This is a genomic window from Pseudomonas corrugata (assembly GCF_050920615.1).
Taxonomy (GTDB): Bacteria; Pseudomonadota; Gammaproteobacteria; order Pseudomonadales; family Pseudomonadaceae; genus Aquipseudomonas; species Aquipseudomonas corrugata.
This window is the reverse complement of record NZ_CP130434.1, coordinates 6,266,076-6,290,030: the sequence shown is the minus strand read 5'-3', so window position 1 is coordinate 6,290,030 and position 23,955 is coordinate 6,266,076. Positions and strand designations below refer to the sequence as shown.

The window sequence follows — 23,955 nt, the reverse complement described above, 5'->3', positions numbered from 1 at the left end:
TAAGGAATAGAAAGCATGTTGAAAAAGACGCTCGCCGCCCTGGCAATCGGTTCTGCACTGTTGTCGGCCGGCCAGGCCATGGCTGCCGACTATGTGGTCGACAAGGAAGGCCAGCACGCCTTCGTCGACTTCAAGATCAGCCATCTGGGCTATAGCTACATCACCGGTACCTTCAAGGACATCGACGGCAAGTTCAGCTTCGATGCCGCCAAGCCTGAAGACAGCAAGGTTGAGTTCAACGTCAACACCTCCAGCGTGTTCACCAACAACGCCGAGCGCGACAAGCACATCGCCAGCGCTGACTTCCTGAACGCTGGCAAGTTCGCCAAGGCCACTTTCGTTTCCACCAGCGTCAAATCCACCGGCAAGAACGCCGATGGCAAGGACACCGCCGACGTTACCGGTAACCTGACCCTGCTGGGCGTGACCAAACCAGTTGTGGTCAAGGCCACGTTCCTGGGCGAAGGCAAGGATCCATGGGGTGGCTACCGTGCCGGTTTCGAAGGAACCACCAGCATCAAGCGTTCCGACTTCGGCAAACAAAAAGACCTGGGGCCATCGTCCGACGCGGTCGAGCTGTACGTAACCTTTGAAGGTGTCAAAGCGAAGTAATATTCGCGCCTAAAAAAACGCCCCCGATCCTGCGATCGGGGGCGTTTTTTATTGCCATACGAAATTCGAAAGGTAACGCAGACCGTTGTGGGAGCGGGCTTGCTCGCGAATGCGGTGCATCTGTGCCAATCACGTTGCCTGACACACCGTCTCCGCGAGCAAGCCCGCTCCCACATTTGGATCTGCGTCGACTCAAAAAAATGCCCCTGGTTGTGAGATCAGGGGCATTTTCAGGGTTTGGAATAACTCAGCGATTGCGAGTCAGCAACGCAGGTTTCTCACCCCGTGGGCGGCTTGGCAGTTGGTCCAGTTGCTCAGGCGTCGGGAAGCGATCAAGTTTCGATTCCTTGTGCATGATTTTCGGCTGGTTGCCACGAGGGGTCTGCACTGCAGGTTCCTGGCTCGCCTGGTCATCGCGGGCCGGGCGACGGCGGGCATCTTCGCGGCGCGCCTGACCATCACGAGGGCCGCCGTTGCGAGGGCCGTTGCGCTTGGCTGGCGGGGTACCAGTGGACGAGCCGTTGCTGTTGCGCGGACCGTTCTGGCGCCCCTGCGATTGGCCGCTGCGTGGCGCGCCTGCGCCAGCACCCTGTGCCGGAGCCCCCGGACGGCGACCACGACCCTGGGCCGGTTTCTGCTGCGGTACGTAGTCGACGCGGTTACCGAAGTTATCGATATCGTCGTCCAGGAACTCGTCCGGGGCGCGATCAGCGGCGGCACGAGGGGCTGGGCGCTGTTGTTCACGGGCTGGGGTGCCTTCGCGGGGCTTTTGCTCGCGCGCCGGGCGTTCGCCACGACTGCTGCCGGCCGGTTTTTCCTTGCCTTTATCCTTACCCTTGTCCTTGCGACCGCCACCGCCGCCATTCGGACCGTCACCGCGTGGGCCACGTGGGTTGCGCGGGTTGCGTACGTCCGGACGTTCACGCACTTCAGGTTTCTCGGCCTCGATGGTGCTGGCATCAAAGCCCATCAGATCACCATCGGGAATCTTCTGCCGGGTCATGCGCTCGATGCTCTTGAGCAGCTTTTCTTCGTCCGGAGCGACCAGCGAGATCGCCTCGCCCGAACGACCGGCCCGACCGGTACGACCGATCCGGTGCACGTAGTCTTCGTCGACGTTCGGCAGCTCGAAGTTGACCACGTGGGGCAACTGGTCGATGTCCAGGCCGCGGGCGGCAATGTCAGTGGCAACCAGGATCCGTACTTCGCCGGCCTTGAAGTCGGCCAAGGCCTTAGTGCGAGCGTTCTGGCTCTTGTTGCCGTGGATCGCCACGGCCGGCAGGCCATGCTTGTCCAGATACTCGGCCAGGCGGTTGGCACCGTGCTTGGTGCGGGTGAACACCAGGACCTGTTCCCAGGCACCGGTGGTGATCAGGTGCGCCAGCAGGCTGCGTTTATGACTGGCTGGCAGGCGGAATACGCGCTGTTCGATACGCTCGACCGTGGTGTTCGGCGGCGTTACTTCGATGCGTTCCGGGTTGTGCAGCAGCTTGCCGGCCAGATCAGTGATGTCTTTGGAGAACGTTGCCGAAAACAGCAGGTTCTGACGCTTGGCGGGCAGGCGGGCGAGGACTTTCTTCACGTCATGGACAAAGCCCATGTCGAGCATGCGGTCGGCTTCGTCCAGCACGAGGATTTCAACGTGGGACAGATCGACGCTGCCCTGACCGGCCAGATCCAGCAGGCGGCCGGGGCAGGCCACCAGCACGTCGACGCCGCGCGCCATGGCCTGGACCTGGGGATTCATGCCGACGCCGCCGAAAATGCAGGCACTGACGAATTTCAGGTCACGGGCGTAGATCTTGAAGCTCTCGTGGACCTGGGCAGCCAGTTCCCGGGTCGGGGTCAAGACCAGTACGCGCGGTTGGCGCGGGCCGTGACGCTGGGATTTGTCCGGGTGACCGTTGGGGAACAGCCGCTCCAGGATCGGGAGGGCGAAACCGCCGGTTTTACCAGTACCTGTCTGCGCGGCGACCATCAGGTCGCGACCTTGCAACACGGCGGGGATGGCCCGCTGTTGCACCGGGGTAGGCTCGGTGTAGCCGGCGGCTTCGATGGCGCCGACTAAAGCCTCGGAGAGACCGAGGGAAGCAAAGGACATGAGTAATCCTGTTTTTAGTGAGGGCCTGGCCCAATGGGATAGTCTTGCCTGGCGCGAATGACGTTCAAAAAGACGTCATCCCGTCCGGTCCTGCCGGGTCTGGAAGACAGCTCCGGACAAGGCTCGCGCTGGCTGGAAGCTGCGCTGTAGCGATGTCGGGATGCCTTTTGCAAGACCGGGTGTCCGGGCGTGAGCCTGGCGGGAAGGCGCGAGTATAACAGAGCAAACGCCCTGCGCCGCTTTCATGCTGCTCAACGGTTTATTTCATCCTCTCATTGACAGGTGTGCTGTCATAGCGAGCATTCAGCTCGGCATAGGCCGGCTCGCGCTTGAAACGCTTGAGTTCGGCGCTGAAGCGTTGCACCAGCAAATCCATTCCGGCCTTGCGCCGCAGGGCCAGGTATTGGCTTTGACGGCTTACGACGGTGGGATTTTCGCTGATCTGGTCGCCCAGTTGCATTTGCTTGAGCAGATGTCGGCCCACCCGGCGATCGGTGATGAGCAGATCAATCCGGCCCAGTTGCAACTTACCGAAGTTGGCTTCGTGGGTGGGCGCGGTTTCACGCTTGAACAAAGTCGACTCCCGGAATGGCTGGCTGTAGAGATAACCGGGCGACGTGCCGACGGTCAGGCCACTCAGGTCCGCGAGCGTGTGAAATGGATGGGGCCTGGCGTTGGCATGGAACATCACGAATTCTACTTCCGACAGTGGCTCGCTGGGATAGAGCAACATGGAGTCGCGTTCGTCGCTGTGAAAAATGTCCAGTGCCCCATCCGCCAGACCTTGTTCCAGCATCGCCAGGCATCGTTTCCATGGCAGGAGCTGCCATTCGACATCAATGCCCAGGCGCTTGAATACGATGGCTGTGGTCTCGTAATCCAGCCCCAGGATCTTGCCGTTCTCCTCAAAGACGTAGGGCGCCCAGGGTTCGGTAACGATACGCAACTTTTCGGCCCGGGCGGCAAGGCTCAGGCACAGGAAAAGAAGGGCGGTCAGTAATTGGGCGATGACGGGCATAGCCTGAGGTTACGATGAGTACGGACCAAATAGCCAGAGCGCTCTGGCTCACAGGTCAACGCGTGCCCTGGTGGTCTGTGCGGTTCGTTTGAGCGCAGAAATCACCCACACAGATCACTCGTTGTCTTTTTTTTGCATCAGGTGCGAATAGATGGCTTTGCGGCGACGACCCAGCACCAGGCGAATCAGCGGATGGTTGAGCCAGTGTTTGAGCTCGTGGTCTTCCAACGGCTTTTTCAGGCGGTGCTCGACGTTCTCCAGGGCCTTTTCCCACCAGACCGGAGCACAAGCCTGATCGAACTGATTGGCGTGGCGGTAGCAGCCGTAGAGAATTTCCCGCATGAATTGTCGCTTATGGCCGGGCAGCGCCACAGTGACAAGTTTATAGGCCAGCCGCTGCAATGTCGGGGGGCGGGGCAGGGTGACGGTAACCTGTCGGGTTTCGTCCAGGGCTTGCAGGCAGACAGGATTGGCGTGGTGCTTATCAAGCCAGGCTTTTATCTTGGCGCGAAACAGTTGCTTGCGGCTCCAGTAATGGTGAATCAGATCCGGACATTCGCGTACCTTCATTCCATCATAGGCCGCCACCGAGAGGCAGAACTCCTCCAGGGTGTAAGCCCCTTTCGCCAGGGGAAAAAGCTCATCCATCAGAGCAATCGAACGATCCAGCACGACCGCGTCGCTTGAATGGAGACCGATCACCCCTGAATTGAGCAGTAACATGTTGTCGTCCGCCAGTTGGCGTTGCTGAAGGAACTGCGCCAGGGCCACGTAAAGCTCGGCGTCCTTGTTGTCTCCGTAGCTCAGGGTGACGGCGTTGCATAGCAGCGTACCGGGCTGGATGCGCCGAAACAGCTCCAGCGGGGAGCAATGGAAGAAGGTGTCAGTGTCGATCAGCAGGGCCAGCTCGGTTTCCTCGAGCACTTTCTGCATGACTACATGCTTGGCGCGGAAGTGATAGCCGTGGGGGCCAGTCCAGGCCAGTCGGGTCTCATTGTCCAGGGGGCGCAAGCGCACCGGCAGCCCGTGATAGGGCTTGGGATTGTCAGTGAATACCTGGATGTCCAACGCTTCACCGGGGGTTTCGCGCAGGCCGGCGAGGGCACTGGCGATACTGAACACAGCTTCCTGGTGATAGGTTTCAGCCCCGTAGACCAGATAGATGAGTTGAGGGGGCGTCGACCGGTGGTCGTTTGGCATCGACTGCAATCCTTTGAACATCATTGGATAGTGAAAGGCCCTGGCATCCGCCAAGGCCTGCTTGTCACGACGTTAACCCTGGTGGCCAGTGTGGCTAATTCGAGTACTCAAATTAACCGCAAAGGCTACTAGCGCGGCAACTTGAGATTATTCCATACCGCCAGACTGGGTTCGGCCTGGTTCAGGGTATAGAAATGCAGCCCCGGTGCGCCGCCCTGCAACAAGCGCTCACACATTTGTGTGATTACATCTTCGCCGAAGCGTTGGATGCTGGACGTATCGTCGCCGTAGGCTTCCAGCTGTTTGCGGATCCAGCGAGGTATTTCCGCACCGCAGGCGTCGGAGAAGCGCGCCAGTTTGCTGTAGTTGGTGATCGGCATGATTCCCGGCACGACGGGAATGTCCACACCCATCTTGCGCACGCGTTCGACAAAGTAGAAATAACTGTCGGCGTTGAAGAAGTACTGGGTGATCGCACTGTTGGCGCCAGCATTGGCCTTGTTGACGAAGTTGCGCAGGTCATCTTCGAAATTACGCGCCTGGGGATGCATCTCCGGATAAGCGGCGACTTCGATGTGGAAGTGCTCGCCGGTTTCTTCACGAATGAAGCTCACCAGGTCGTTGGCATGGCGCAGCTCGCCACTGGCCATGCCCATGCCCGAGGGCAGGTCACCACGCAGGGCAACGATACGCTGGATGCCCGCGGCCTTGTAGCGAGCCAGCAGGGTGCGCAAGTCGTCCTTGCTGTCGCCTACGCAGGACAGGTGCGGGGCAGCCGGGATTTTGACTTCGCTTTCCAGCTGCAGCACGGTGTTCATCGTGCGGTCACGGGTCGAGCCGCCGGCGCCATAGGTGCAGGAGAAGAAGTCGGGGTTGTAGCTCGCCAGCTGACGGGCAGTGGCGATCAGTTTTTCGTGACCAGCATCGGTCTTCGTCGGGAAGAACTCGAAGCTGTAGCGACGGTCTTGGGACATGGTCATATCCTTGGAAACTCGTAAGCCTGGAAGCCTTGCACATCACGATGTGGAAGCGGGCTTGTGTGGGAGCTGAGCTTGCTCGCGATCAGAATCGCCTCGGTCCGACAGACAGGACGAGGTGTCTGCATCGCGAGCAAGCTCGGCTCCCACAGGCCCCACATCAGGGGCATGCAATGCCAATCAGTAGCGGTAAGCGTGCGGCTTGAACGGGCCTTCGACGGTCACGCCGATATAGTCAGCCTGTTGCTTGGTCAGCTTGGTGACCACGCCGCCGAAACCGCGGACCATTTCCAGGGCTACTTCTTCGTCGAGTTTCTTCGGCAATACTTCCACCGTCAGGCGCTCGGCTTTCTGGGCCGGCGACAGGTCGGCGTACTTCTGGCCGAACAGGAAGATCTGGGCCAGGACCTGGTTGGCGAAAGAACCGTCCATGATCCGGCTCGGGTGACCGGTAGCGTTGCCCAGGTTCACCAGGCGGCCTTCGGCCAGCAGGATCAGGTAGTCGTCGTTCTGTGGGTCGAAGCTGCCGGTGCCGGTGCGGTGAACCTTGTGAACCTGCGGCTTCACTTCTTCCCAAGCCCAGTTCTTGCGCATGAAAGCGGTATCGATTTCATTGTCGAAGTGACCGATGTTGCACACCACCGCGCGCTTCTTCAGGGCCTTGAGCATGTTCGCGTCGCAGACATTGACGTTGCCGGTGGTGGTCACGATCAGGTCGATCTTGCCCAGCAAGGCCTTGTCGATGCTGGCTTCGGTGCCGTCGTTGATCCCGTCGATGAACGGCGAAACCAATTCGAAACCGTCCATGCAGGCTTGCATGGCGCAGATCGGGTCGACTTCGGACACCTTGACGATCATGCCTTCCTGGCGCAGGGATTGGGCCGAGCCCTTGCCCACGTCACCGTAGCCGATCACCAGCGCCTGCTTGCCCGACAACAGGTGGTCGGTGCCGCGCTTGATGGCGTCGTTGAGGCTGTGACGGCAGCCGTACTTGTTGTCGTTCTTGCTCTTGGTCACCGAGTCGTTGACGTTGATGGCCGGGATCTTCAGTTCGCCCTTGGCCAGCATGTCCAGCAGACGGTGCACGCCGGTGGTGGTTTCTTCGGTCACACCGTGGACCTTGTCCAGGACGGCCGGGTATTTCTTGTGCAGCAATTCGGTCAGATCGCCGCCGTCGTCGAGGATCATGTTGGTGTCCCACGGCTGGCCATCCTTGAGGATGGTCTGCTCCAGGCACCACTCGTACTCCTGCTCGGTCTCGCCCTTCCAGGCGAACACCGGGATACCGGCGGCGGCAATGGCGGCAGCGGCCTGATCCTGGGTCGAGAAGATGTTGCAGGACGACCAGCGCACTTCGGCACCCAGGGCGACCAGGGTTTCGATCAGCACTGCGGTCTGGATGGTCATGTGGATGCAGCCGAGGATCTTCGCGCCCTTGAGCGGTTGTTCACCAGCGTACTTGCGGCGCAGGCCCATCAGGGCCGGCATTTCGGATTCGGCGATGATGATTTCGCGACGACCCCAGGCGGCCAGGGACATATCGGCGACTTTGTAATCGGTAAAATCTGCAGGCGTGATAACAGCGCTCATGAAGAGCCTCCATTCGTAATGTATGCGAATGGGCGCCGTTGTGCGTTTAGTGTTCGTGCGGGGAGCCCCGAACGAACAACGCCCCATCCGAGCCTGACAGGTCTTGCCTGCTGCAGCGCCCCTCGGACAGGTGGCGGGAACGGTCCAAAGCGTGGACCGGGTAAAGCGAGGGCGATTATAGCGGGCTAATCGGATCTTCCAAAAGGGTTTCTGTCGGCAAATCAAAATTGCCGATGACTGTTATTGAACCAGCGGCGTAGAGCCTGCCTGTCCGGTCTGCCATGATGCAGGCATTCATTGGCCAGACGCTCAGGAGCGATCATGAATTTCCACACCCGCAAATGGGTCAAGCCCGAAGACCTCAATCCCAATGGCACGCTGTTCGGTGGCAGCCTGCTGCGTTGGATCGACGAAGAAGCGGCGATCTACGCCATCGTCCAGCTGGGCAACCAGCGCGTGGTGACCAAATACATCTCGGAAATCAACTTCGTCAGCGCCTCGCGCCAGGGCGATATCATCGAACTGGGCATTACCGCGACCGAATTTGGCCGCACCTCCATTACCCTGACCTGTGAAGTGCGCAACAAGATCACCCGCAAGAGCATCCTGACCGTGGAGAAAATGGTTTTCGTCAACCTTGGCGAGGATGGTCTGCCGGCGCCCCATGGGCGGACCGAGATCAAGTACGTGAAGGATCAGTTCAAGGACGATATTGCCAGCGAGTGAGACGGGCGGTGTACCCATCGCGAGCAGGCTCGCTCCCACATAAGCCCCCATTCTCCTGTGGGAGCGAGCCTGCTCGCGATAGCGGTAGTTCAAACACTGAAAATCCCAAGTCCCAATCAAGCTTGAGTCAGCACTGAACAGCTCCGAACGCCACGTGTCGTAGATTCATCACGCCACCGGTTCAGGAGCTCTATGGACACCCACGAAGACGGCAAGACCCCTGACCTTTCCGCCCAGGAGAAGCACGAAGTCGACCGCAACCAGCCGCCACGGGCTGCGGTGCTGCATGAAATCATCCGCACCCAGGGCAATCAGGAACTGGAACGCAGTGTCGCCGCGCTCTGGTGGTCGGCCCTGGCGGCCGGGTTGACCATGGGGCTGTCGCTGATGGCGATGGGGTTGCTCAATTCCCGATTGCCTGAGGGCGAGGCCTTCAAGGTTATTGGCAGTTTCGGCTACTGTGCCGGATTTCTCGCGGTGATCCTGGCCCGTCAGCAGTTGTTCACCGAAAACACCCTGACTGCCGTGCTGCCGATCATGAGCAAACCCACCCTGGGCAATTTCGGTCGGCTGTTGCGGCTATGGGGCATCGTGCTGGTGGGCAACCTCTGTGGCACCTTGCTGGTGGCCTACGTGATGTTGCATCTGCCGATTTTCGACCCGCGTACCGACTTGGCTTTCCTCGAGATCGGTCGCAAAGTCATGGAGAACGACACCGGCCAGATGTTCGCCAAGGGCATCATTTCCGGCTGGATGATCGCCACCATGGTCTGGATGATTCCCTCCATGGAAAGCGCCAAGATGTGGATCATCATCCTCATTACCTACCTGATGGCGCTCGGGGATTTCACTCACATTGTCGTCGGCTCCGCTGAAGTGTCGTATCTGGTATTCGCCGGGCAGTTGTCGTGGGAAGACTTCTGGCTGGTGTTCGCCGCGCCGACCCTGGCGGGAAACATCATCGGTGGCAGCTTCATCTTTGCGTTGCTCAGCCATGCGCAAGTGCGCAGCGAGAGTGGCACGCCTAGTCGGCCACGCCCACCGGAGCGCCCAGGTGACGCTGGTGATGAATGAAGTACAGGGCTGTCAGCACGGTCAACCCACTCACCAGGGCTCCAGTCCAGGGCAGCTCGGCCAGGTCGACGCCGCTGCCGACCACCAGCCCGCCGATCCAGGCGCCAGCCGCGTTGCCCAGGTTGAAGGCGCTCTGGTTCAGCGTCGAGCCCAGATTCGGCGCTTCATGGGCCTGATCGATGATCAGCAGTTGCAGGATCGGGCACAGGGCGAAGGCGAAGATCCCCCACAGCACCAACGTGACAGCTGCCGGCATCACTGAGCGGCTGGTCTGGCTGAACGCGGCCAGCACCAGCACCACGGCCAGGGCCATGCCTACCAGTGACGGCAACAGGCGACGATCCGCTAGGCGCCCGCCGAGGAAGCTGCCTGCCGTCAGGCCGACCCCGAACAACAGCAACATGAGAGTGATGCCGTGGGGGCTGATCCCGGTGATGTCCTGGAGAATCGGTGCGATGTACGTGAACACGCTGAACAGACTGGTGGACGCCAGCACGCTCATCCCCAGGGCCAACAGCACGCTGGTCTTGCCCAGCACCTTGAATTCGCTGGCCAGGTTGGCCTTCTCCATGGGGATTTCCCTGGGCAGCCACGCCCATTGGGCGATGGCGGCGATGACGCCGATCACCGACACCGCCCAGAAGGTCGAACGCCAGCCAGCGTATTGACCCAGCGCAGTACCCAGGGGGACGCCGAGGACGTTGGCCAGGGTCAGGCCGGTGAACATCATTGCAATAGCCTGGGCGCGTTTGTTCGGCACTACCAGCCCGGCTGCCACCACGGAACCGATGCCGAAAAATGCGCCATGGCATAGTGCGGTGATGACGCGGGCGGCCATCAGCGTGGCGTAGTTCGGTGCCAGGGCGCAGAGCATGTTGCCCAGGATGAACATCAGCGTCATGCCCAGCAATGTCGCCTTGCGCGGCATGTTGGCGGTGCCGACCGCCAGGATCGGCGCGCCGAACACCACGCCCAGGGCATAGCCGGTTATCAGCAATCCGGCCTGGGGAATGCTCACCGCCAGGTCGCGGGCGACATCGGGCAGCAGGCCCATGATGACGAATTCGGTGGTGCCGATGCCGAAAGCGGCAACGGCCAAAGCAAGCAAGGCGAGTGGCATGCGCAAGGTCTCTGTCTGTAGTCTTGACGCTCTGATCAGGCATACGCATGCCGTGGCCCTGACTCGATTGAAAGGGACAACGGCAGAATTATTGGAATTGGCTTATGCGCAACTGAGTGCGGCGTGGTCGTTTGCAGTATAAACACCTGCTGACGCATCGCGAAAAATTCATCACCCGGCTGACGGGTAGGAACTGCCGAAGGCTGCGATCTTTCCGCTGCCGCTTGAGTCTTGAGCGAAAGATCAAAGGATCGCAGCCTTCGGCAGCTCCTACGGGCGGGAATAAGGAGTGTGCCGTGCTTGCAACGGCTTTGGTATTGGTGGCTGCGTTGCTGCATGCCGCCTGGAATACGTTGATCAAATTCAGTGGCGAGCGTCTTCTGGTGGTGGCGTGCATGGACAGCGTCGCGCTGCTGTTTGCCGTGTCGGCCCTGGGCTTCGTGGCGCTGCCGCCGATGGAAGTCTGGCCGTGGATCCTGGCATCGGCGGCCTTTGAGCTGCTATATCGCTACTTGCTGATCCAGGCGTATCGGGTCGGGGACCTGGGGCTGGTCTATCCGCTGATGCGCGGCTTGTCGCCGCTGGTGGTCTTGGCCCTGACGCTGATCTTTGCCGGCGAAGTGCTGACGACTCAGCAGACCCTCGGCATTTTGCTGATCCCGTTCGGCATGCTGTGCCTGTTATGGCAGGGTGGGGGCGGCGAGCGGCTGCCCTGGTCGATGCTGCCGGTGGTGGTGCTGATTGGCCTGTGTATTGGCTGCTACACCTACATCGATGGCCAGGCCCTGCGGCGCTGGTCCCATCCGCTGGACTACCTGGTCTGGATCACCCTGTTCTGCGCCTGGCCATTCCCGCTATTGGCCGTGGTGAGCAAACGACCGGCGTTCCTGCTGTTCTGGCGCGAACAGTGGCGGCTCGGGTTGGCGGTCGGGCTCTGCGTCTTGTTCAGTTACGCTCTGGTGCTCTGGGCCATGCAACTGGGGTCGATCGCCGAAGCGGCGGCGCTGCGGGAGATCAGTGTGATCCTGGTGGTGCTGTTCGGTATGCGCTACCTGAAAGAACCTTTCGGTCGGCCGCGGCTCTTAGCCTGCGGGCTGGTGCTGATTGGCATGCTGGTGATTAAATTCTGAGCAACTTCCCGATTTTCGACTTCCCCGTAAAACTCAAAGAAGGAACTGCATCATGACGGTTGCCCTGTGGTGTATTTTGATCGCGATCATCCTGCCTTATCTGTGTATCGCCATCGCCAAGATCGGTGGAAGATACCGGCTGCGAGACAATCACGATCCTCGGGACTTCCTGGAAACGCTCGAGGGCTTTCCCCGACGCGCGTATGCCGCGCAGCTCAACAGTTTTGAAATTGCCCCGGCATTCGCTGCCGCGGTGATCGTTGCGCACTTGGCCGGCAACGCCGAACTGGTGACTATCAATGTGCTGGCGGTGTTGTTCATCACCAGTCGCCTGCTGTACATCATTTGCTACCTGGCGGACTGGGCGATTCTGCGTTCGCTGGTGTGGTTCGTGGGAGCGGGGCTGATCGTCAGTTTCTTCTGTGTTTCTGTCTGAGCCTGGCTGTTGAGTCCCGGGGCCGTGGAGGCCCCCTTCGCGAGCAGGCTCGCTCCCACATTGATTTCGGGTGTTCACAAGATCGTTGTCCACTGAAGATCAACTGTGGGAGCGAGCCTGCTCGCGAAGGCGTCGGTACAGACAACCCTTCTCTCAGGGATTGGCGGTGACGGCATTCGCCACCTGTGGCACTTGCGGCAACGCCATGCCCTTGGGCCACAACATCCAGATCTGCCCCTGTTGCTTCATGTCCCCGGCCAATTGCCCCGCGGCTTCGCCGGTGCCCCAGAACAGGTCCGCCCGTACTTCACCGGCAATGGCGCCGCCGGTGTCCTGGGCCGCGACCGGTCGGTTCAATGCGCTGCCGTCGGGGCGGGTAGTGGAGAGCCACAGCAGGCTGCCCAGCGGAATGACCTTGCGGTCCACCGCTACGCTATAGCCGGCGGTCAGCGGTACGTTCAACGAGCCTCGCGGGCCTTCGTTGCTATCGGGGTTACGGTTGAAAAAAACATAGCTGGGGTTGCTGCCCAGCAATTCGGGTATCCGGGTCGGATGGGCCTTGGCCCAGGCACTGATGGTGCCCATGGTCACGTCTTCCTTCTTCAGTTCACCCTGTTCGACCAGCCAGCGTCCGATGGGGCGGTAGGGGTGGCCGTTCTGATCGGCGTAACCGATGCGCAACTGGCGACCGTCATCGAGACGAATACGGCCCGAACCCTGGATCTGCAGGAACTGCAGGTTCATCGGGTCCGTCAACCAGGCGATCACGGGCGCTTTCACGCCGTTGGATTCGATGGTGGCTGCGTCGTCGTAGGGCTTGAGCACCCGGCCTTCGAGACGACCGCGCAGGCGTTTGCCCTTGAGCTCGGGGTAGAGGCTGTCCAGCGCCACGATGATCATGTCCTCCGGTACACCGTACACCGGGATATTGGCGCTGGCGGTCTGGGTGAGGCTGCCCGGATAGACCGGCTCGTAGTACCCGGTGATCAGGCCGTTGGGACTGTTGTCTCCCGAGCGCAGGCCGTAGACCTCCAGGTTCTGTTTCAGGAAATTGCGCACAGTGGGAGCGGTCTGCGGCACATTGGCTGCCGCGGCGCAGGTGGGGCCCCAGGTCGCATCGGCCTTGAGCCGGGTGCATGCGCTGCGCCAGGAGCCGAAACCGGCCAGCAGGTCTTCATCGGAGACCGCCGGTAGCGCTTCCCAAGGGGCACTGACATAAGTGGCGAGGGCATGAGTCCGGGGCTCTTCGCCTTTTTCGCCGCGATTACAGCCAGCCAGCAGTGCGATCAGCGGTAGGGTCAACGCCAGGACTTTGTGCCAGGTCTTGAAGCGGCTGTTCATGAAATTTTTCCTTGCGGTCATTCGAGCGCTGTCAGGCATTCGAATAACCCGTATTGTAAATAGGGCCATTGGTCTTTTCCGATGAGCCGAGGATACTAACCGCCGTTCCCTGCCCCGAGGCCAAGATGTTTGTAAAACGATTTTCCATGGCCATGCTGGCCTGCCTGATGTTGTCCGCCTGCGGCGGTGTCGATCCCAACTCCCCGCTGGGCCAGCGCAAGGCGATTTTCAAGCAGATGCTCAAGACCAACGAAGAGTTGGGCGGCATGTTGCGTGGCCGGGTTCCGTTCGACGGTGCGCGCTTCGCCGAGGGTGCCGTGCAGCTCGATCAGTTGTCCCGCGAACCGTGGAAACACTTCCCGCCAGTGCGCGAGCAGGACCATACCAGTGCGCGGGATGAAGTCTGGCAGAAACAGGCGCGCTTCCAGGAACTGGCCCACAACCTTGAAGCGGCTACTGGAGAGTTGGTGACGGCCAGCAAGGTCCAGCCCTACAGCGCCAGTTACCTGGGGCCGGCGGTGCAGAAGGTCGAGGATGCGTGCAGTGCCTGTCATAAGGAGTTTCGGGATCATTGACGCCTCTTGAAAGATCGCAGTCTTCGGCAGCTCCTACAGAATATTGCGATCTCTCAGTGCTTATTTGTCCAACTCATCCACCGCTTCCTGCAGTTCCTTGCGGGAGGCAGCCAGTTTGTCCTTGCGCTTGTTGATCCGCTCGGGGTCGCCTTTTTTCATGGCTTTTTCCAGCTCGGCCTGGCGGCGGCTGACTTCGTGCTTGGCGTCGAGCACCTTGGTTTCGCGCTCCTTGCGCAATGATGCGTCGGTACAATGGGTCGTGACTTCACTCAGAGCGCTTTCCAGGCCGGCCTGCTGGTCTGCATTTCCGCGGGACTTGGCCAGTTCGATCTGATTGATGATGCCCTGGCGCTTGGCTGCGCAACCGGTAAGCTCAGGGGCTTGTTCGTCCGCCATCAGGGGCGCGGCCAGGGTGGCGCACAAGACCAGCAAGGCAAAGGGGGGCAGGAAATTCATGGCAACTCCGTAAAAGCTCGTGAGCGGTCGGTCCAGATGCGCTGTTGGAACGCATGTTCGCCCCTTGGGTTCAATTGCGCGGGACGATGTCAGAAACCTTCGACCCCGGCAGTGCGTAATACTTCACTCAACCCCAGCACGTGCGGGTCACGGAAAAAAGCGCTCAATTGCGCGGCTCGTCCCGGCCCGATGCCGGCTTCGGCTTGCCATTGGTCGGTAGTCCGTTCGGCCAGCACGTGCCACGGTCCATCCAGACTGGCCGCTCCGGCGGGCGGTAGCCCGAGGGCCTTGAGCCATTGACCGAACGGGCGTCGTCGGGCGCTGTGCAAACTGACGAGCAGGCGGGCGCTGCTGCGTTCGCCGAAGCCGGTCATGTTAGCAAGCTCGGCGGCGTCGAGGGTCATCCAATCCAACAATCCGTCGAGTCGGCCCGCAGCCAGGAGTTTTTCCCAGGTCCCGGGGCCCACATTGGGCAGGGCGAGGCCGTGCTTGCCGCTGAGCCAACTCAGGCGCGCCAGGAACTGGCTTTCGCAGCCGGGCGTCGGTTGCCAGCAACTCAGCGGGTGATAATCCGCCGCCACGGGGGCAGTGATGACCGGCCGCTCGACACTGCGCAGCACAACGCCATCGAGTCGCGGGATGGTCAGCCCGGCGAGGCTGATGGCGACCCGGTCTCCGGGGCGGATGTCCATGTCCGCCCAGCGTTTGAGGGAACTGACGCTGACCCGCCGGATCTGTCGGTCGTCGAGCATGACGGGCTCGAGTTCCAGCAACGGTGTGATGCGTCCGGTGCGCCCGATCTTGAAATGCACCTTGCGCACTTCGGCCAATGACTGGGCGTAAGGGTATTTCCAGGCCACGCCCCAGAACGGAGGCTTGGCCTGCCAGCGGTTGGCAGGCGGTCTGCGGCTCTGGCGCAGGACGATGCCGTCGCTGGCGAATGGCAGTGGTGTGCGATACCAGTGGTCGCGCCAGCGTTCGGCGTCGCCGGCTGCTTGCACCGGGTGGCTGTAGCCGCGGGTGTCGGCGAAGCCCAGCGCATGCAATTGGGTCTCGCGCTCGGACAGGGTGGCGGGGCCTTCGGGCCAGTCCCAGGTGAACAGGCCGATGCTTGAGGTTTGTTCAGTCGTCAGGTCCTTGCGAGCCATCAGGCCCGCCACGGTTGCCCGGGCATTAAGACTGCCCTCCCTGGCCTGCACGTGATCAGTCAGTCGCCAGTACAACTCCCCCTGAACGAGCATGTCCGAAGGCCTGTGCAGGCGCTGGGGGATGGCGTCGACCTTGCGCGCCGTTGCCGTCCAGTCGTGTCCTTGGACGCCATCGCCGCGGCTGATTGCCTGATGCAGACGACCTGCGCGATAAATCAGGGTGACCGCCACACCGTCGACTTTCGGCTGGACCCAGATGTCTGCCCGATTCTGCAGCCAGGCCCGCACCGCGTCGGCATCCTTCAGCTTATCCAGGCCTGTATGAGGGACTGGATGCAGCACTTTGCCGCTTGCTGTGCGCAGCGGGTCAGGCGGCGCCGCAAGATCAAAACAATTGCGCCATTGGCCCAGTTGCGTGCGGGACTGATCGTAAAGCTCGTCGGCGACCAGTGAGCGGCCGAGACGGTAGTAGCTGTCGTCCCAAGCGTCGATTTGCTGTTGCAGAGCCGCGACCTCCGACCTGGCACGTTCGTCGGGCCAATCGGGGCAAGGCGCGGCAATGACGAGAGTAGGGAGCATTAGAAAAACGAGAGCACACAACAGCAGCGTCATCGAAGCATCCTTGCTGGTTCATGTGCCTGAAGGCTAGTCACTGGAACAGAGGAGGCGAGGGCAGGATGGTTACCGGATTTTGCCGAGCCTGATGGCGCTACTGTGGCGGTACAGTGGGGCGTGATTTGATCGCCTAACTGTCCCTTGAACCCATTGCTGGCCGGCGCAGAATAGACCTCCCGAACCGCCCTGCCAGGAGTGCACCCGATGGACCTGACGACACTCGCTGTTTTCATTCCGGCCTGTTTCGCCCTGAACATGGCCCCAGGCCCGAATAACCTGTTATCCATCAGCAACGCCTCGCGTTATGGCTTTGTCCGGGGTTGCAGTGGTGGTGTTGGCCGGCTGCTGGCGTTCGCCATCATGATTGCCTTGGCAGCGGTGGGGTTGACGGCCGTGCTGCATACCTCGGAATTGCTGTTCCTGGGGATCAAGCTCGTGGGTGCCGGTTATCTGTTCTACCTCGCCGTGCAGCTGTGGCGGGCCCGGCCTGAGGTCGGTAGCGAAGCGTCGATGGAGTCAAAGGGCGTGGGGCAACTGGCGCGCCAGGAATTCCTGGTGGCTATCGGCAATCCCAAGGCGATCCTGTTGTTTACCGCGTTTCTGCCACAGTTCGTTGACCGTTCGGGTAGCGTCACCCAGCAATTCGCCGTGCTGGGCGGGTTGTTCCTGGCGTTGGAATGCATTGCCGTCGGGCTGTATTGCTACATGGGTATTTATGCGCGAAAGCTGTTTGCCCAGCCCCGTGGCAAGCGTTTGTTCAATCGGATGTGTGCGGGACTGCTGGCGAGCGCCGCTTCGTTCCTGCTGGTGGCGCGGCGTTCCTGAGGGTTCTGCTGACTTTCGTGGCGAGGGGGATAAATCCCCTCGCCACGAAACGCGGTGTGGCAGTTGATGCCAGGCATGAAAAAGCCCCTGGCGACCAAGTCGCCAGGGGCTTTTTCATGACAGCAGGTATTACAGGCCGGCAGCGGCGCGCAGGGCGTCGGCGCGGTCGGTTTTTTCCCAGGTGAAAGTGGTGAACGTGTCGCTACCGACAGTCTTGGTTTGCGGCGTGCGACCGAAGTGGCCGTAGGCTGCTGTTTCCTGGTACATCGGGTGCAGCAGGTCAAGCATGGTGGTGATGGCGTACGGCCGCAGGTCGAACACTTCACGGACCAGTTTGATGATTTTGTCGTCGCCGATCTTGCCGGTACCGAAGGTGTTCAGGGAGATCGACGTAGGTTGGGCAACGCCGATGGCGTAGGAAACCTGGATCTCGCAGCGCTCGGCCAGGCCGGCGGCGACGATGTTCTTGGCCACATAGCGACCGGCGTAGGCCGCCGAGCGGTCAACCTTGGATGGATCCTTGCCGGAGAATGCGCCACCGCCGTGACGGGCCATGCCGCCGTAACTGTCGACGATGATCTTGCGACCGGTCAGACCGCAGTCGCCTACCGGGCCGCCGATGATGAAGTTGCCGGTCGGGTTGATGTGGAACTGGGTGTCCTTGTTCAGCAGTTCGGCAGGCAGCACGTGCTTGACGATCAGCTCCATCACGCCTTCGCGCAGGTCTTTGTAGGAAACTTCAGGGTTGTGTTGGGTCGACAGTACGATGGCGTCGATACCCACCACCTTGCCATTTTCGTAACGGCAGGTGACCTGCGACTTGGCGTCCGGACGCAGCCACGGCAGCAGGCCGGATTTGCGGGCTTCGGCCTGACGCTGCACCAGTTGGTGCGAGAAGGTGATCGGGGCTGGCATCAGTACGTCGGTTTCGTTGCTGGCATAGCCGAACATCAGGCCCTGGTCGCCGGCACCCTGGTCTTCCGGCTTGCTACGGTCAACGCCTTGGGCGATGTCCACCGATTGTTTGCCGATGATGTTCATCACGCCGCAGGTCGCGCCGTCGAAGCCGACGTCGGAACTGTTGTAGCCGATGCCCAGGATGACGTCGCGGACGATCTGTTCCAGGTCGACCCAGGCCGAGGTGGTGACTTCGCCGGCGATGATCGCCACGCCCGTCTTCACCAGAGTCTCGCACGCCACGCGGGCGTACTTGTCTTCAGCAATAATGGCGTCCAGCACCGCATCAGAAATCTGGTCGGCGATTTTGTCCGGATGCCCTTCAGACACGGACTCGGAGGTGAAAAGGGAGTATTCGCTCATCTCGATGTTTTCCTACAAGTTACCGATGGTGAGTGTCGCCAGCCGGTCGCTGAAAGTGGCGAACCTGGATCTGGAAACCATTACGTAAGCCTACATAGAGGCTTTCCCCGGGCACGAGGCCCGCAGCGGTGGCCCAACGGGCCAGATCATCCTGTTCAAACCCCAACCAGAGATCGCCGCAGGCCTCCCTGGCCCAGCTCTGGTTGTGGCTGCATAACTCTGTCACCAACAGGCTACCGCCTGGTTGCAGCAGGCCGGCCATGTGCCTGAGCGCATCGGCCGGTGCGGCAAAATGGTGCAGTACCATATTCAATACAACGCAATCGGCCTGCAGGTTCACACCCTCCAAGGCATCGGCCAATTGCAGGCTGACATGAGTCAGCTTTTCGCGTTCGCATACCTGACGCGCCAGCTCGAGCATCGCCGGGCTGTTGTCCAGCGCCGTCACCTGGCTGAAGCGTCGCGCCAGCTCCGGCAGAAAAGCACCGTCGCCGGGGCCAACTTCAATGGCAGTGGCGGCAGGCTCGAAGCTCAGCTTGTCGAGCAGCGCCACGACGCTCTCACGGTATTGCGGCAGTCCCGCGATCAGGTCCTGCTGGGCGCGGAATTTTTCCGCTACCCGTGCGAAAAAATCCTGGCTGGCGGCGGCCCGTTGCCTGTGCACCTGGGCGATGCGAGCCTGTACATCCGTCGGTAGGTCGAGTTCGTCCACTTCGTCCAGCAATGCCGTGTGCAGCTTGCCGCCCAGAAGATCGGAGTGGGGCAGGGCGCGGCGATAGAAAATGGCGTTGCCTTCACGGCGGGTTGCCACCAGGTCGGCCTGGGCCAGGACCTTGAGGTGATGGCTCATGCCGGACTGGCCGATGCCGAAGATCTGCGCCAGCTCCAGTACGCCGAACGAGTCGTTGGCCAGGGCACGCAATACATTGAGCCGCAGCGGATCGCCGCCGGCCTTGCAAAGGGCCGCCAGTTCATCGCTGTCTTCATGGCGAATGGACGGCACGCGTAAGTTCATAGTGCGGCAGTCTAGTGATGGGTCCGGATCATCGCAAGGTCAATATCAAAAAGTTTTGATATTGCTCGATAGATGGCACTTCCTGATACGGGCTTTACTCTACAAACCATCAGCGGAAAGGTTTCATCTGGCGAATGCGAATTTATCCACCGGAAAAACCGCTCTGGATGACTATCTGTCATTGCCCCGCGCGGGTGGGTGAGGGAAAATGCACGCCTTTTTTCAGTTTCGTTATTCAAACCCAGGAGATCAGCGATGCCCAGCCGTCGTGAGCGTGCCAATGCCATTCGTGCCCTCAGCATGGATGCCGTGCAGAAAGCCAACAGCGGCCACCCAGGTGCCCCGATGGGCATGGCGGATATCGCCGAGGTGCTGTGGCGCGACTACCTCAAGCACAGTCCGAGCAATCCATCGTTCGCTGACCGTGACCGCTTCGTGCTGTCCAACGGCCACGGCTCGATGTTGATCTACTCGCTGCTGCACCTGACCGGCTACGACCTGTCGATCGATGACCTGAAGAACTTCCGTCAATTGCATAGCCGCACCCCGGGCCACCCCGAATACGGCTATACCCCCGGCGTTGAGACCACTACCGGCCCACTGGGTCAGGGCCTGGCCAATGCCGTGGGCTTCGCCCTGGCGGAAAAAGTCCTCGCCGCGCAGTTCAACCGTCCGGGTCATAACGTTGTCGATCACCACACCTATGTGTTCCTCGGTGATGGCTGCATGATGGAAGGCATTTCCCATGAAGTGGCTTCCCTGGCCGGCACCCTGGGCCTGGACAAGCTGATCGCTTTCTACGACGACAACGGCATTTCCATCGACGGTGAAGTCGAAGGCTGGTTCACCGATGACACGCCGAAACGTTTCGAAGCCTACAACTGGCTGGTGATCCGTAACGTTGATGGCCATGATCCGGAAGAAATCAAGACCGCCATCGAGACGGCTCGCAAGAGCGCCCAGCCGACCCTGATCTGCTGCAAGACCACTATCGGTTTCGGTTCGCCGAACAAGCAAGGCAAGGAAGACTGCCATGGCGCCCCCCTGGGTGCCGAGGAAATCGCCTTGACCCGCGCCGCATTGAAGTGGGAGCACGGTCCATTCGAAATTCCAGCGGACATCTACGCAGAATGGGACGCCAAGGAAAAGGGCCGTGCCCTCGAAGCCGATTGGGATCAGCGTTTCGCTGCCTACTCCGCCGAATTCCCTGCGCTGGCCAACGAACTGGTGCGCCGCCTCAGTGGTGAGCTGCCAGCTGACTTCGCTGAAAAAGCCTCGGCCTACATCGCCGAAGTCGCGGCCAAGGGCGAAACCATCGCCAGCCGCAAGGCCAGCCAGAATACCCTGAACGCTTTTGGTCCATTGCTGCCGGAACTGCTGGGCGGTTCGGCCGACCTGGCAGGTTCCAACCTGACCCTGTGGAAAGGCTGCAAGGGCGTCAGCGCCGAAGATGCCAGCGGCAACTATATGTACTACGGCGTTCGTGAGTTCGGCATGAGCGCGATCATGAACGGCGTTGCGCTGCACGGCGGCCTGGTGCCTTACGGCGCGACCTTCCTGATGTTCATGGAATACGCCCGCAATGCGGTGCGCATGTCGGCCTTGATGAAGAAGCGCGTGCTCTACGTATTCACCCACGACTCCATCGGCCTGGGCGAAGACGGCCCGACTCACCAGCCGATCGAGCAACTGGCGAGCCTGCGTTGCACCCCGAACCTGGACACCTGGCGCCCATGCGACGCCGTGGAGTCGGCGGTGGCCTGGAAGTACGCCATCGAACGCAACGACGGCCCGTCGGCGCTGATCTTCTCCCGTCAGAACCTGCAGCATCAGGCCCGCGAAGTCGGCCAGATCGACGAGATCGCCCGTGGCGGTTATGTGCTCAAGGATTGCATCGGCGAGCCTGAGCTGATCCTGATCGCCACCGGCTCCGAAGTCGGCCTGGCTGTCCAGGCCTACGACAAGCTGACGGAGCAGGGCCGCAACGTGCGCGTAGTGTCCATGCCTTGCACCAGCGTGTTCGATGCCCAGGACGCCGGCTACAAGCAGTCGGTATTGCCACTGCAGGTCAGCGCCCGAATCGCTATCGAGGCTGCCCATGCCGATTACTGGTACAAGTACGTGGGCCTGGAAGGCCGCGTGATCGGCATGACCACCTACGGCGAGTCGGCGCCTGCCCCGGCGTTGTTCGAGGAATTCGGTTTCACCCTGGAAAACATCCTGGGTCAGGCTGAGGAATTGCTGGAAGACTAAGCCCAGGAATGTATCGCCTGTTCTGACGCTATCGCGGGCAAGCCTTGCTCCCACAGGATGTGCACTCCCACAGGGAAATGCCAACCTGCGGGGGCAAGGCTTGCCCGCGATGGCAATCCAATGTTCAGCGCCATATTCATGGATTCACTCAGGTCAGAGACCCCCCATGCCCCAACCGCGTCCCTACAAAGTTGCACTCAACGGCTACGGCCGGATTGGTCGTTGCGTCTTGCGTGCGTTGTTCGAGCGAGGGGCGCAGGCCGGCTTCGAGATCGTGGCAATCAATGATCTGGCCGACATGGCCAGCATCGAATACCTGACGCGCTTTGACTCCACCCATGGCCGGTTTCCCGGCGAGGTACGGGTCGAGGGCGATTGTCTGCACATTAATGGCAACTGCGTGAAAGTCCTGCGCAGTGCCACCCCCGAAGGCATCGATTGGGCGTCCCTGGGCGTCGACCTGGTGCTCGAGTGCTCCGGCGCCTACCACACCCGTGAAGACGGTGAGCGTTTCCTCGCTGCCGGTGCGCCGCGGGTGCTGTTTTCCCAGCCGATGGCCAGTGAAGCGGATGTGGACGCCACCATCGTCTACGGCGTCAACCAGGATTGCCTGACTGGTCACGAACTGCTGGTATCCAATGCCTCCTGCACCACCAACTGCGGCGTGCCGCTGTTGCGCCTGTTGGATCAGGCCATTGGCCTGGAATACGTGTCGATCACCACCATCCATTCGGCGATGAACGATCAGCCGGTGATCGACGCCTACCATCACGAAGACTTGCGCCGCACCCGCTCGGCGTTCCAGTCGGTGATCCCGGTGTCCACTGGTCTGGCGCGAGGCATTGAACGGCTGCTGCCGGAACTTGCGGGGAGAATTCAGGCCAAAGCCGTGCGAGTGCCGACGGTCAACGTGTCCTGCCTCGATATGACGATGCAGACCGTGAGCGATACCGACGCCACCGAGGTCAACCGGATCCTGCGCGAAGCCGCTACCAGTGGCCCGCTCAAAGGCCTGCTGGCCTACACCGAATTGCCTCATGCAAGTTGTGATTTTAACCATGACCCACATTCGGCCATCGTCGATGCCAGCCAGACCCGTGTATCCGGCCCGAGGCTGGTGAACATCCTGGCCTGGTTCGACAACGAATGGGGGTTTGCCAACCGAATGCTGGATGTTGCCGAGCATTACCTGCAAACCGCTTCTAAAAAACCTGCTCTCTAAACAGTTACCCAGGAATTGCGACCCATGACCGTGTTGAAGATGTCCGACCTCGATCTGCAAGGTAAGCGCGTACTGATCCGCGAAGACCTCAACGTCCCTGTAAAGGACGGTGTCGTCACCAGCGACGCGCGTATCCTGGCCTCGCTGCCGACCATCAAGCTGGCCCTGGAAAAAGGTGCGGCGGTGATGGTCTGCTCCCACCTGGGCCGTCCGACCGAAGGCGAGTTCTCGGCCGAAAACAGCCTCAAGCCCGTGGCCGACTACCTGAGCCGCGCCCTGGGTCGCGAAGTGCCGCTGGTGGCTGACTACCTGGGCGGCGTCGACGTGAAGGCCGGTGATGTAGTGCTGTTCGAAAACGTGCGCTTCAACAAGGGCGAGAAAAAGAACGCTGATGAGCTGGCCCAGCAATACGCAGCCTTGTGCGACGTGTTCGTGATGGACGCTTTCGGCACTGCCCACCGCGCCGAGGGTTCGACCCACGGCGTGGCGAAGTTCGCCAAGGTCGCCGCTGCCGGCCCGCTGCTGGCTGCTGAACTGGATGCACTGGGCAAGGCTCTGGGCGCACCGGCCAAGCCGATGGCGGCCATCGTTGCCGGCTCCAAGGTTTCGACAAAACTCGACGTGCTCAACAGTCTGAGCCAGATCTGCGACCAATTGATCGTCGGCGGCGGCATTGCCAACACCTTCCTGGCTGCAGCCGGTCATCCAGTCGGCAAGTCCCTGTACGAGCCGGATCTGCTGGACACCGCCCGCGAAATCGCCGCCAAGGTCAGCGTGCCGCTGCCGGTGGACGTGGTGGTCGCCAAGGAATTCGCTGAAAGCGCTGTTGCTACCGTCAAGGCCATTGCTGACGTAGCCGACGACGACATGATTCTGGACATTGGCCCGCAGACGGCAGCCAATTTTGCCGAGCTGTTGAAATCTTCCAAGACTATCCTGTGGAACGGCCCGGTCGGTGTGTTCGAGTTCGACCAGTTCGGCAACGGCACCAAGGTCCTGGCCCAGGCCATCGCCGACAGTGCTGCGTTCTCCATCGCTGGCGGCGGTGACACCTTGGCGGCCATCGACAAATATGGCGTGGCCGAACAGATTTCCTACATCTCCACCGGCGGTGGCGCGTTCCTTGAGTTCGTCGAGGGCAAGGTGTTGCCTGCGGTAGAGGTCCTGGAAAGCCGGGCCAAGGCTTGAGGCTGTATTGACC

General features: G+C 61.0%; 21 protein-coding genes and 1 riboswitch. Of the genes, 10 read left to right on the top strand and 11 right to left on the bottom strand.

All coding sequences use genetic code 11. The features are described 5' to 3' along the window. The first annotated feature begins 15 nt into the window (after positions 1–15). Positions 16–612: a YceI family protein gene (locus QZH45_RS28225; RefSeq protein ID WP_024778857.1), complete on the top strand. Its 597-nt coding sequence runs from the start codon at positions 16–18 to the stop codon at positions 610–612. 247 nt (positions 613–859) lie between these two features. On the opposite strand, the gene QZH45_RS28220 is transcribed toward QZH45_RS28225, so the two are convergent. From QZH45_RS28220 to ahcY, 5 genes are all read right to left on the bottom strand, one after another. Continuing rightward, the gene (locus tag QZH45_RS28220) at positions 860–2,713 is read right to left on the bottom strand and encodes a DEAD/DEAH box helicase (RefSeq protein ID WP_024778856.1); all 1,854 of its coding nucleotides are present in this window, start codon (positions 2,711–2,713) and stop codon (positions 860–862) included. Positions 2,714–2,972: 259 nt separating this feature from the next. Beyond that, a complete protein-coding gene (locus tag QZH45_RS28215; protein ID WP_033034521.1) occupies positions 2,973–3,731 on the bottom strand; it encodes a substrate-binding periplasmic protein in 759 nt (252 codons plus the stop codon). 114 nt (positions 3,732–3,845) lie between these two features. Then, positions 3,846–4,931, bottom strand: a complete 1,086-nt coding sequence (locus QZH45_RS28210) for a hypothetical protein (protein WP_024778855.1) — start codon at positions 4,929–4,931, stop codon at positions 3,846–3,848. A 128-nt stretch (positions 4,932–5,059) separates the two neighbouring features. Then, a complete protein-coding gene (metF, locus tag QZH45_RS28205) occupies positions 5,060–5,905 on the bottom strand; it encodes a methylenetetrahydrofolate reductase [NAD(P)H] (RefSeq protein WP_024778854.1) in 846 nt (281 codons plus the stop codon). A gap of 183 nt (positions 5,906–6,088) precedes the next feature. Then, the gene (ahcY, locus tag QZH45_RS28200; protein ID WP_024778853.1) at positions 6,089–7,498 is read right to left on the bottom strand and encodes an adenosylhomocysteinase; all 1,410 of its coding nucleotides are present in this window, start codon (positions 7,496–7,498) and stop codon (positions 6,089–6,091) included. A 23-nt stretch (positions 7,499–7,521) separates the two neighbouring features. Beyond that, positions 7,522–7,628: riboswitch (S-adenosyl-L-homocysteine riboswitch) on the bottom strand. A 191-nt stretch (positions 7,629–7,819) separates the two neighbouring features. Between ahcY and QZH45_RS28195 the strand changes: the two genes are divergently transcribed. Then, positions 7,820–8,224, top strand: coding sequence for an acyl-CoA thioesterase (locus QZH45_RS28195; RefSeq protein ID WP_024778852.1), 405 nt, complete (start codon positions 7,820–7,822; stop codon positions 8,222–8,224). Positions 8,225–8,416: 192 nt separating this feature from the next. Continuing rightward, positions 8,417–9,298 (top strand): formate/nitrite transporter family protein, encoded by an 882-nt coding sequence (locus QZH45_RS28190; protein WP_024778851.1) that lies wholly within the window; start codon positions 8,417–8,419, stop codon positions 9,296–9,298. Here QZH45_RS28190 and QZH45_RS28185 read toward each other — a convergent pair. Beyond that, positions 9,249–10,418: an MFS transporter gene (locus QZH45_RS28185; RefSeq protein WP_024778850.1), complete on the bottom strand. Its 1,170-nt coding sequence runs from the start codon at positions 10,416–10,418 to the stop codon at positions 9,249–9,251. The two genes, QZH45_RS28190 and QZH45_RS28185, sit on opposite strands and share 50 nt — an antisense overlap. 296 nt (positions 10,419–10,714) lie before the next feature. Here QZH45_RS28185 and QZH45_RS28180 point away from each other — a divergent pair, with 296 nt between their 5' ends. After that, on the top strand, positions 10,715–11,548 hold the full coding sequence (locus QZH45_RS28180; RefSeq protein ID WP_053190545.1) for an EamA family transporter: 834 nt from the start codon (positions 10,715–10,717) through the stop codon (positions 11,546–11,548). A 52-nt stretch (positions 11,549–11,600) separates the two neighbouring features. After that, entirely contained in the window at positions 11,601–11,984 is a 384-nt protein-coding gene (locus tag QZH45_RS28175; RefSeq protein ID WP_024778848.1) for an MAPEG family protein, read from the top strand. Positions 11,985–12,137: 153 nt separating this feature from the next. On the opposite strand, the gene mltA is transcribed toward QZH45_RS28175, so the two are convergent. Next, positions 12,138–13,325: a murein transglycosylase A gene (gene mltA, locus QZH45_RS28170; protein ID WP_053190543.1), complete on the bottom strand. Its 1,188-nt coding sequence runs from the start codon at positions 13,323–13,325 to the stop codon at positions 12,138–12,140. Positions 13,326–13,450: 125 nt separating this feature from the next. Between mltA and QZH45_RS28165 the strand changes: the two genes are divergently transcribed. Then, entirely contained in the window at positions 13,451–13,900 is a 450-nt protein-coding gene (locus QZH45_RS28165) for a c-type cytochrome (RefSeq protein WP_024778846.1), read from the top strand. Positions 13,901–13,960: 60 nt separating this feature from the next. On the opposite strand, the gene QZH45_RS28160 is transcribed toward QZH45_RS28165, so the two are convergent. Beyond that, positions 13,961–14,356: a DUF1090 domain-containing protein gene (locus QZH45_RS28160; protein ID WP_053190541.1), complete on the bottom strand. Its 396-nt coding sequence runs from the start codon at positions 14,354–14,356 to the stop codon at positions 13,961–13,963. Between the two features lie 89 nt (positions 14,357–14,445). Next, complete coding sequence (gene ligB, locus QZH45_RS28155) at positions 14,446–16,116, bottom strand: NAD-dependent DNA ligase LigB (RefSeq protein WP_024778844.1); 1,671 nt, start codon at positions 16,114–16,116, stop codon at positions 14,446–14,448. 207 nt (positions 16,117–16,323) lie between these two features. On the opposite strand from ligB, the gene QZH45_RS28150 reads away from it, so the two are divergent. Beyond that, positions 16,324–16,944 (top strand): LysE family translocator, encoded by a 621-nt coding sequence (locus QZH45_RS28150; protein WP_024778843.1) that lies wholly within the window; start codon positions 16,324–16,326, stop codon positions 16,942–16,944. 129 nt (positions 16,945–17,073) lie between these two features. Here QZH45_RS28150 and metK read toward each other — a convergent pair whose 3' ends face one another. Together metK and QZH45_RS28140 are read right to left on the bottom strand one after the other, a co-directional pair. Then, complete coding sequence (gene metK, locus QZH45_RS28145) at positions 17,074–18,264, bottom strand: methionine adenosyltransferase (RefSeq protein ID WP_024778842.1); 1,191 nt, start codon at positions 18,262–18,264, stop codon at positions 17,074–17,076. A gap of 19 nt (positions 18,265–18,283) precedes the next feature. Then, positions 18,284–19,279: an ArsR/SmtB family transcription factor gene (locus QZH45_RS28140; RefSeq protein WP_024778841.1), complete on the bottom strand. Its 996-nt coding sequence runs from the start codon at positions 19,277–19,279 to the stop codon at positions 18,284–18,286. A 255-nt stretch (positions 19,280–19,534) separates the two neighbouring features. Here QZH45_RS28140 and tkt point away from each other — a divergent pair, with 255 nt between their 5' ends. The 3 genes from tkt to QZH45_RS28125 all read left to right on the top strand — a co-directional run bounded on the left by tkt (position 19,535) and on the right by QZH45_RS28125 (position 23,942). Then, on the top strand, positions 19,535–21,532 hold the full coding sequence (gene tkt, locus QZH45_RS28135; RefSeq protein ID WP_024778840.1) for a transketolase: 1,998 nt from the start codon (positions 19,535–19,537) through the stop codon (positions 21,530–21,532). A 166-nt stretch (positions 21,533–21,698) separates the two neighbouring features. Next, the gene (gene epd, locus QZH45_RS28130; protein ID WP_024778839.1) at positions 21,699–22,754 is read left to right on the top strand and encodes an erythrose-4-phosphate dehydrogenase; all 1,056 of its coding nucleotides are present in this window, start codon (positions 21,699–21,701) and stop codon (positions 22,752–22,754) included. 24 nt (positions 22,755–22,778) lie between these two features. Then, positions 22,779–23,942: a phosphoglycerate kinase gene (locus QZH45_RS28125; RefSeq protein ID WP_024778838.1), complete on the top strand. Its 1,164-nt coding sequence runs from the start codon at positions 22,779–22,781 to the stop codon at positions 23,940–23,942. Positions 23,943–23,955 lie beyond the last annotated feature (13 nt).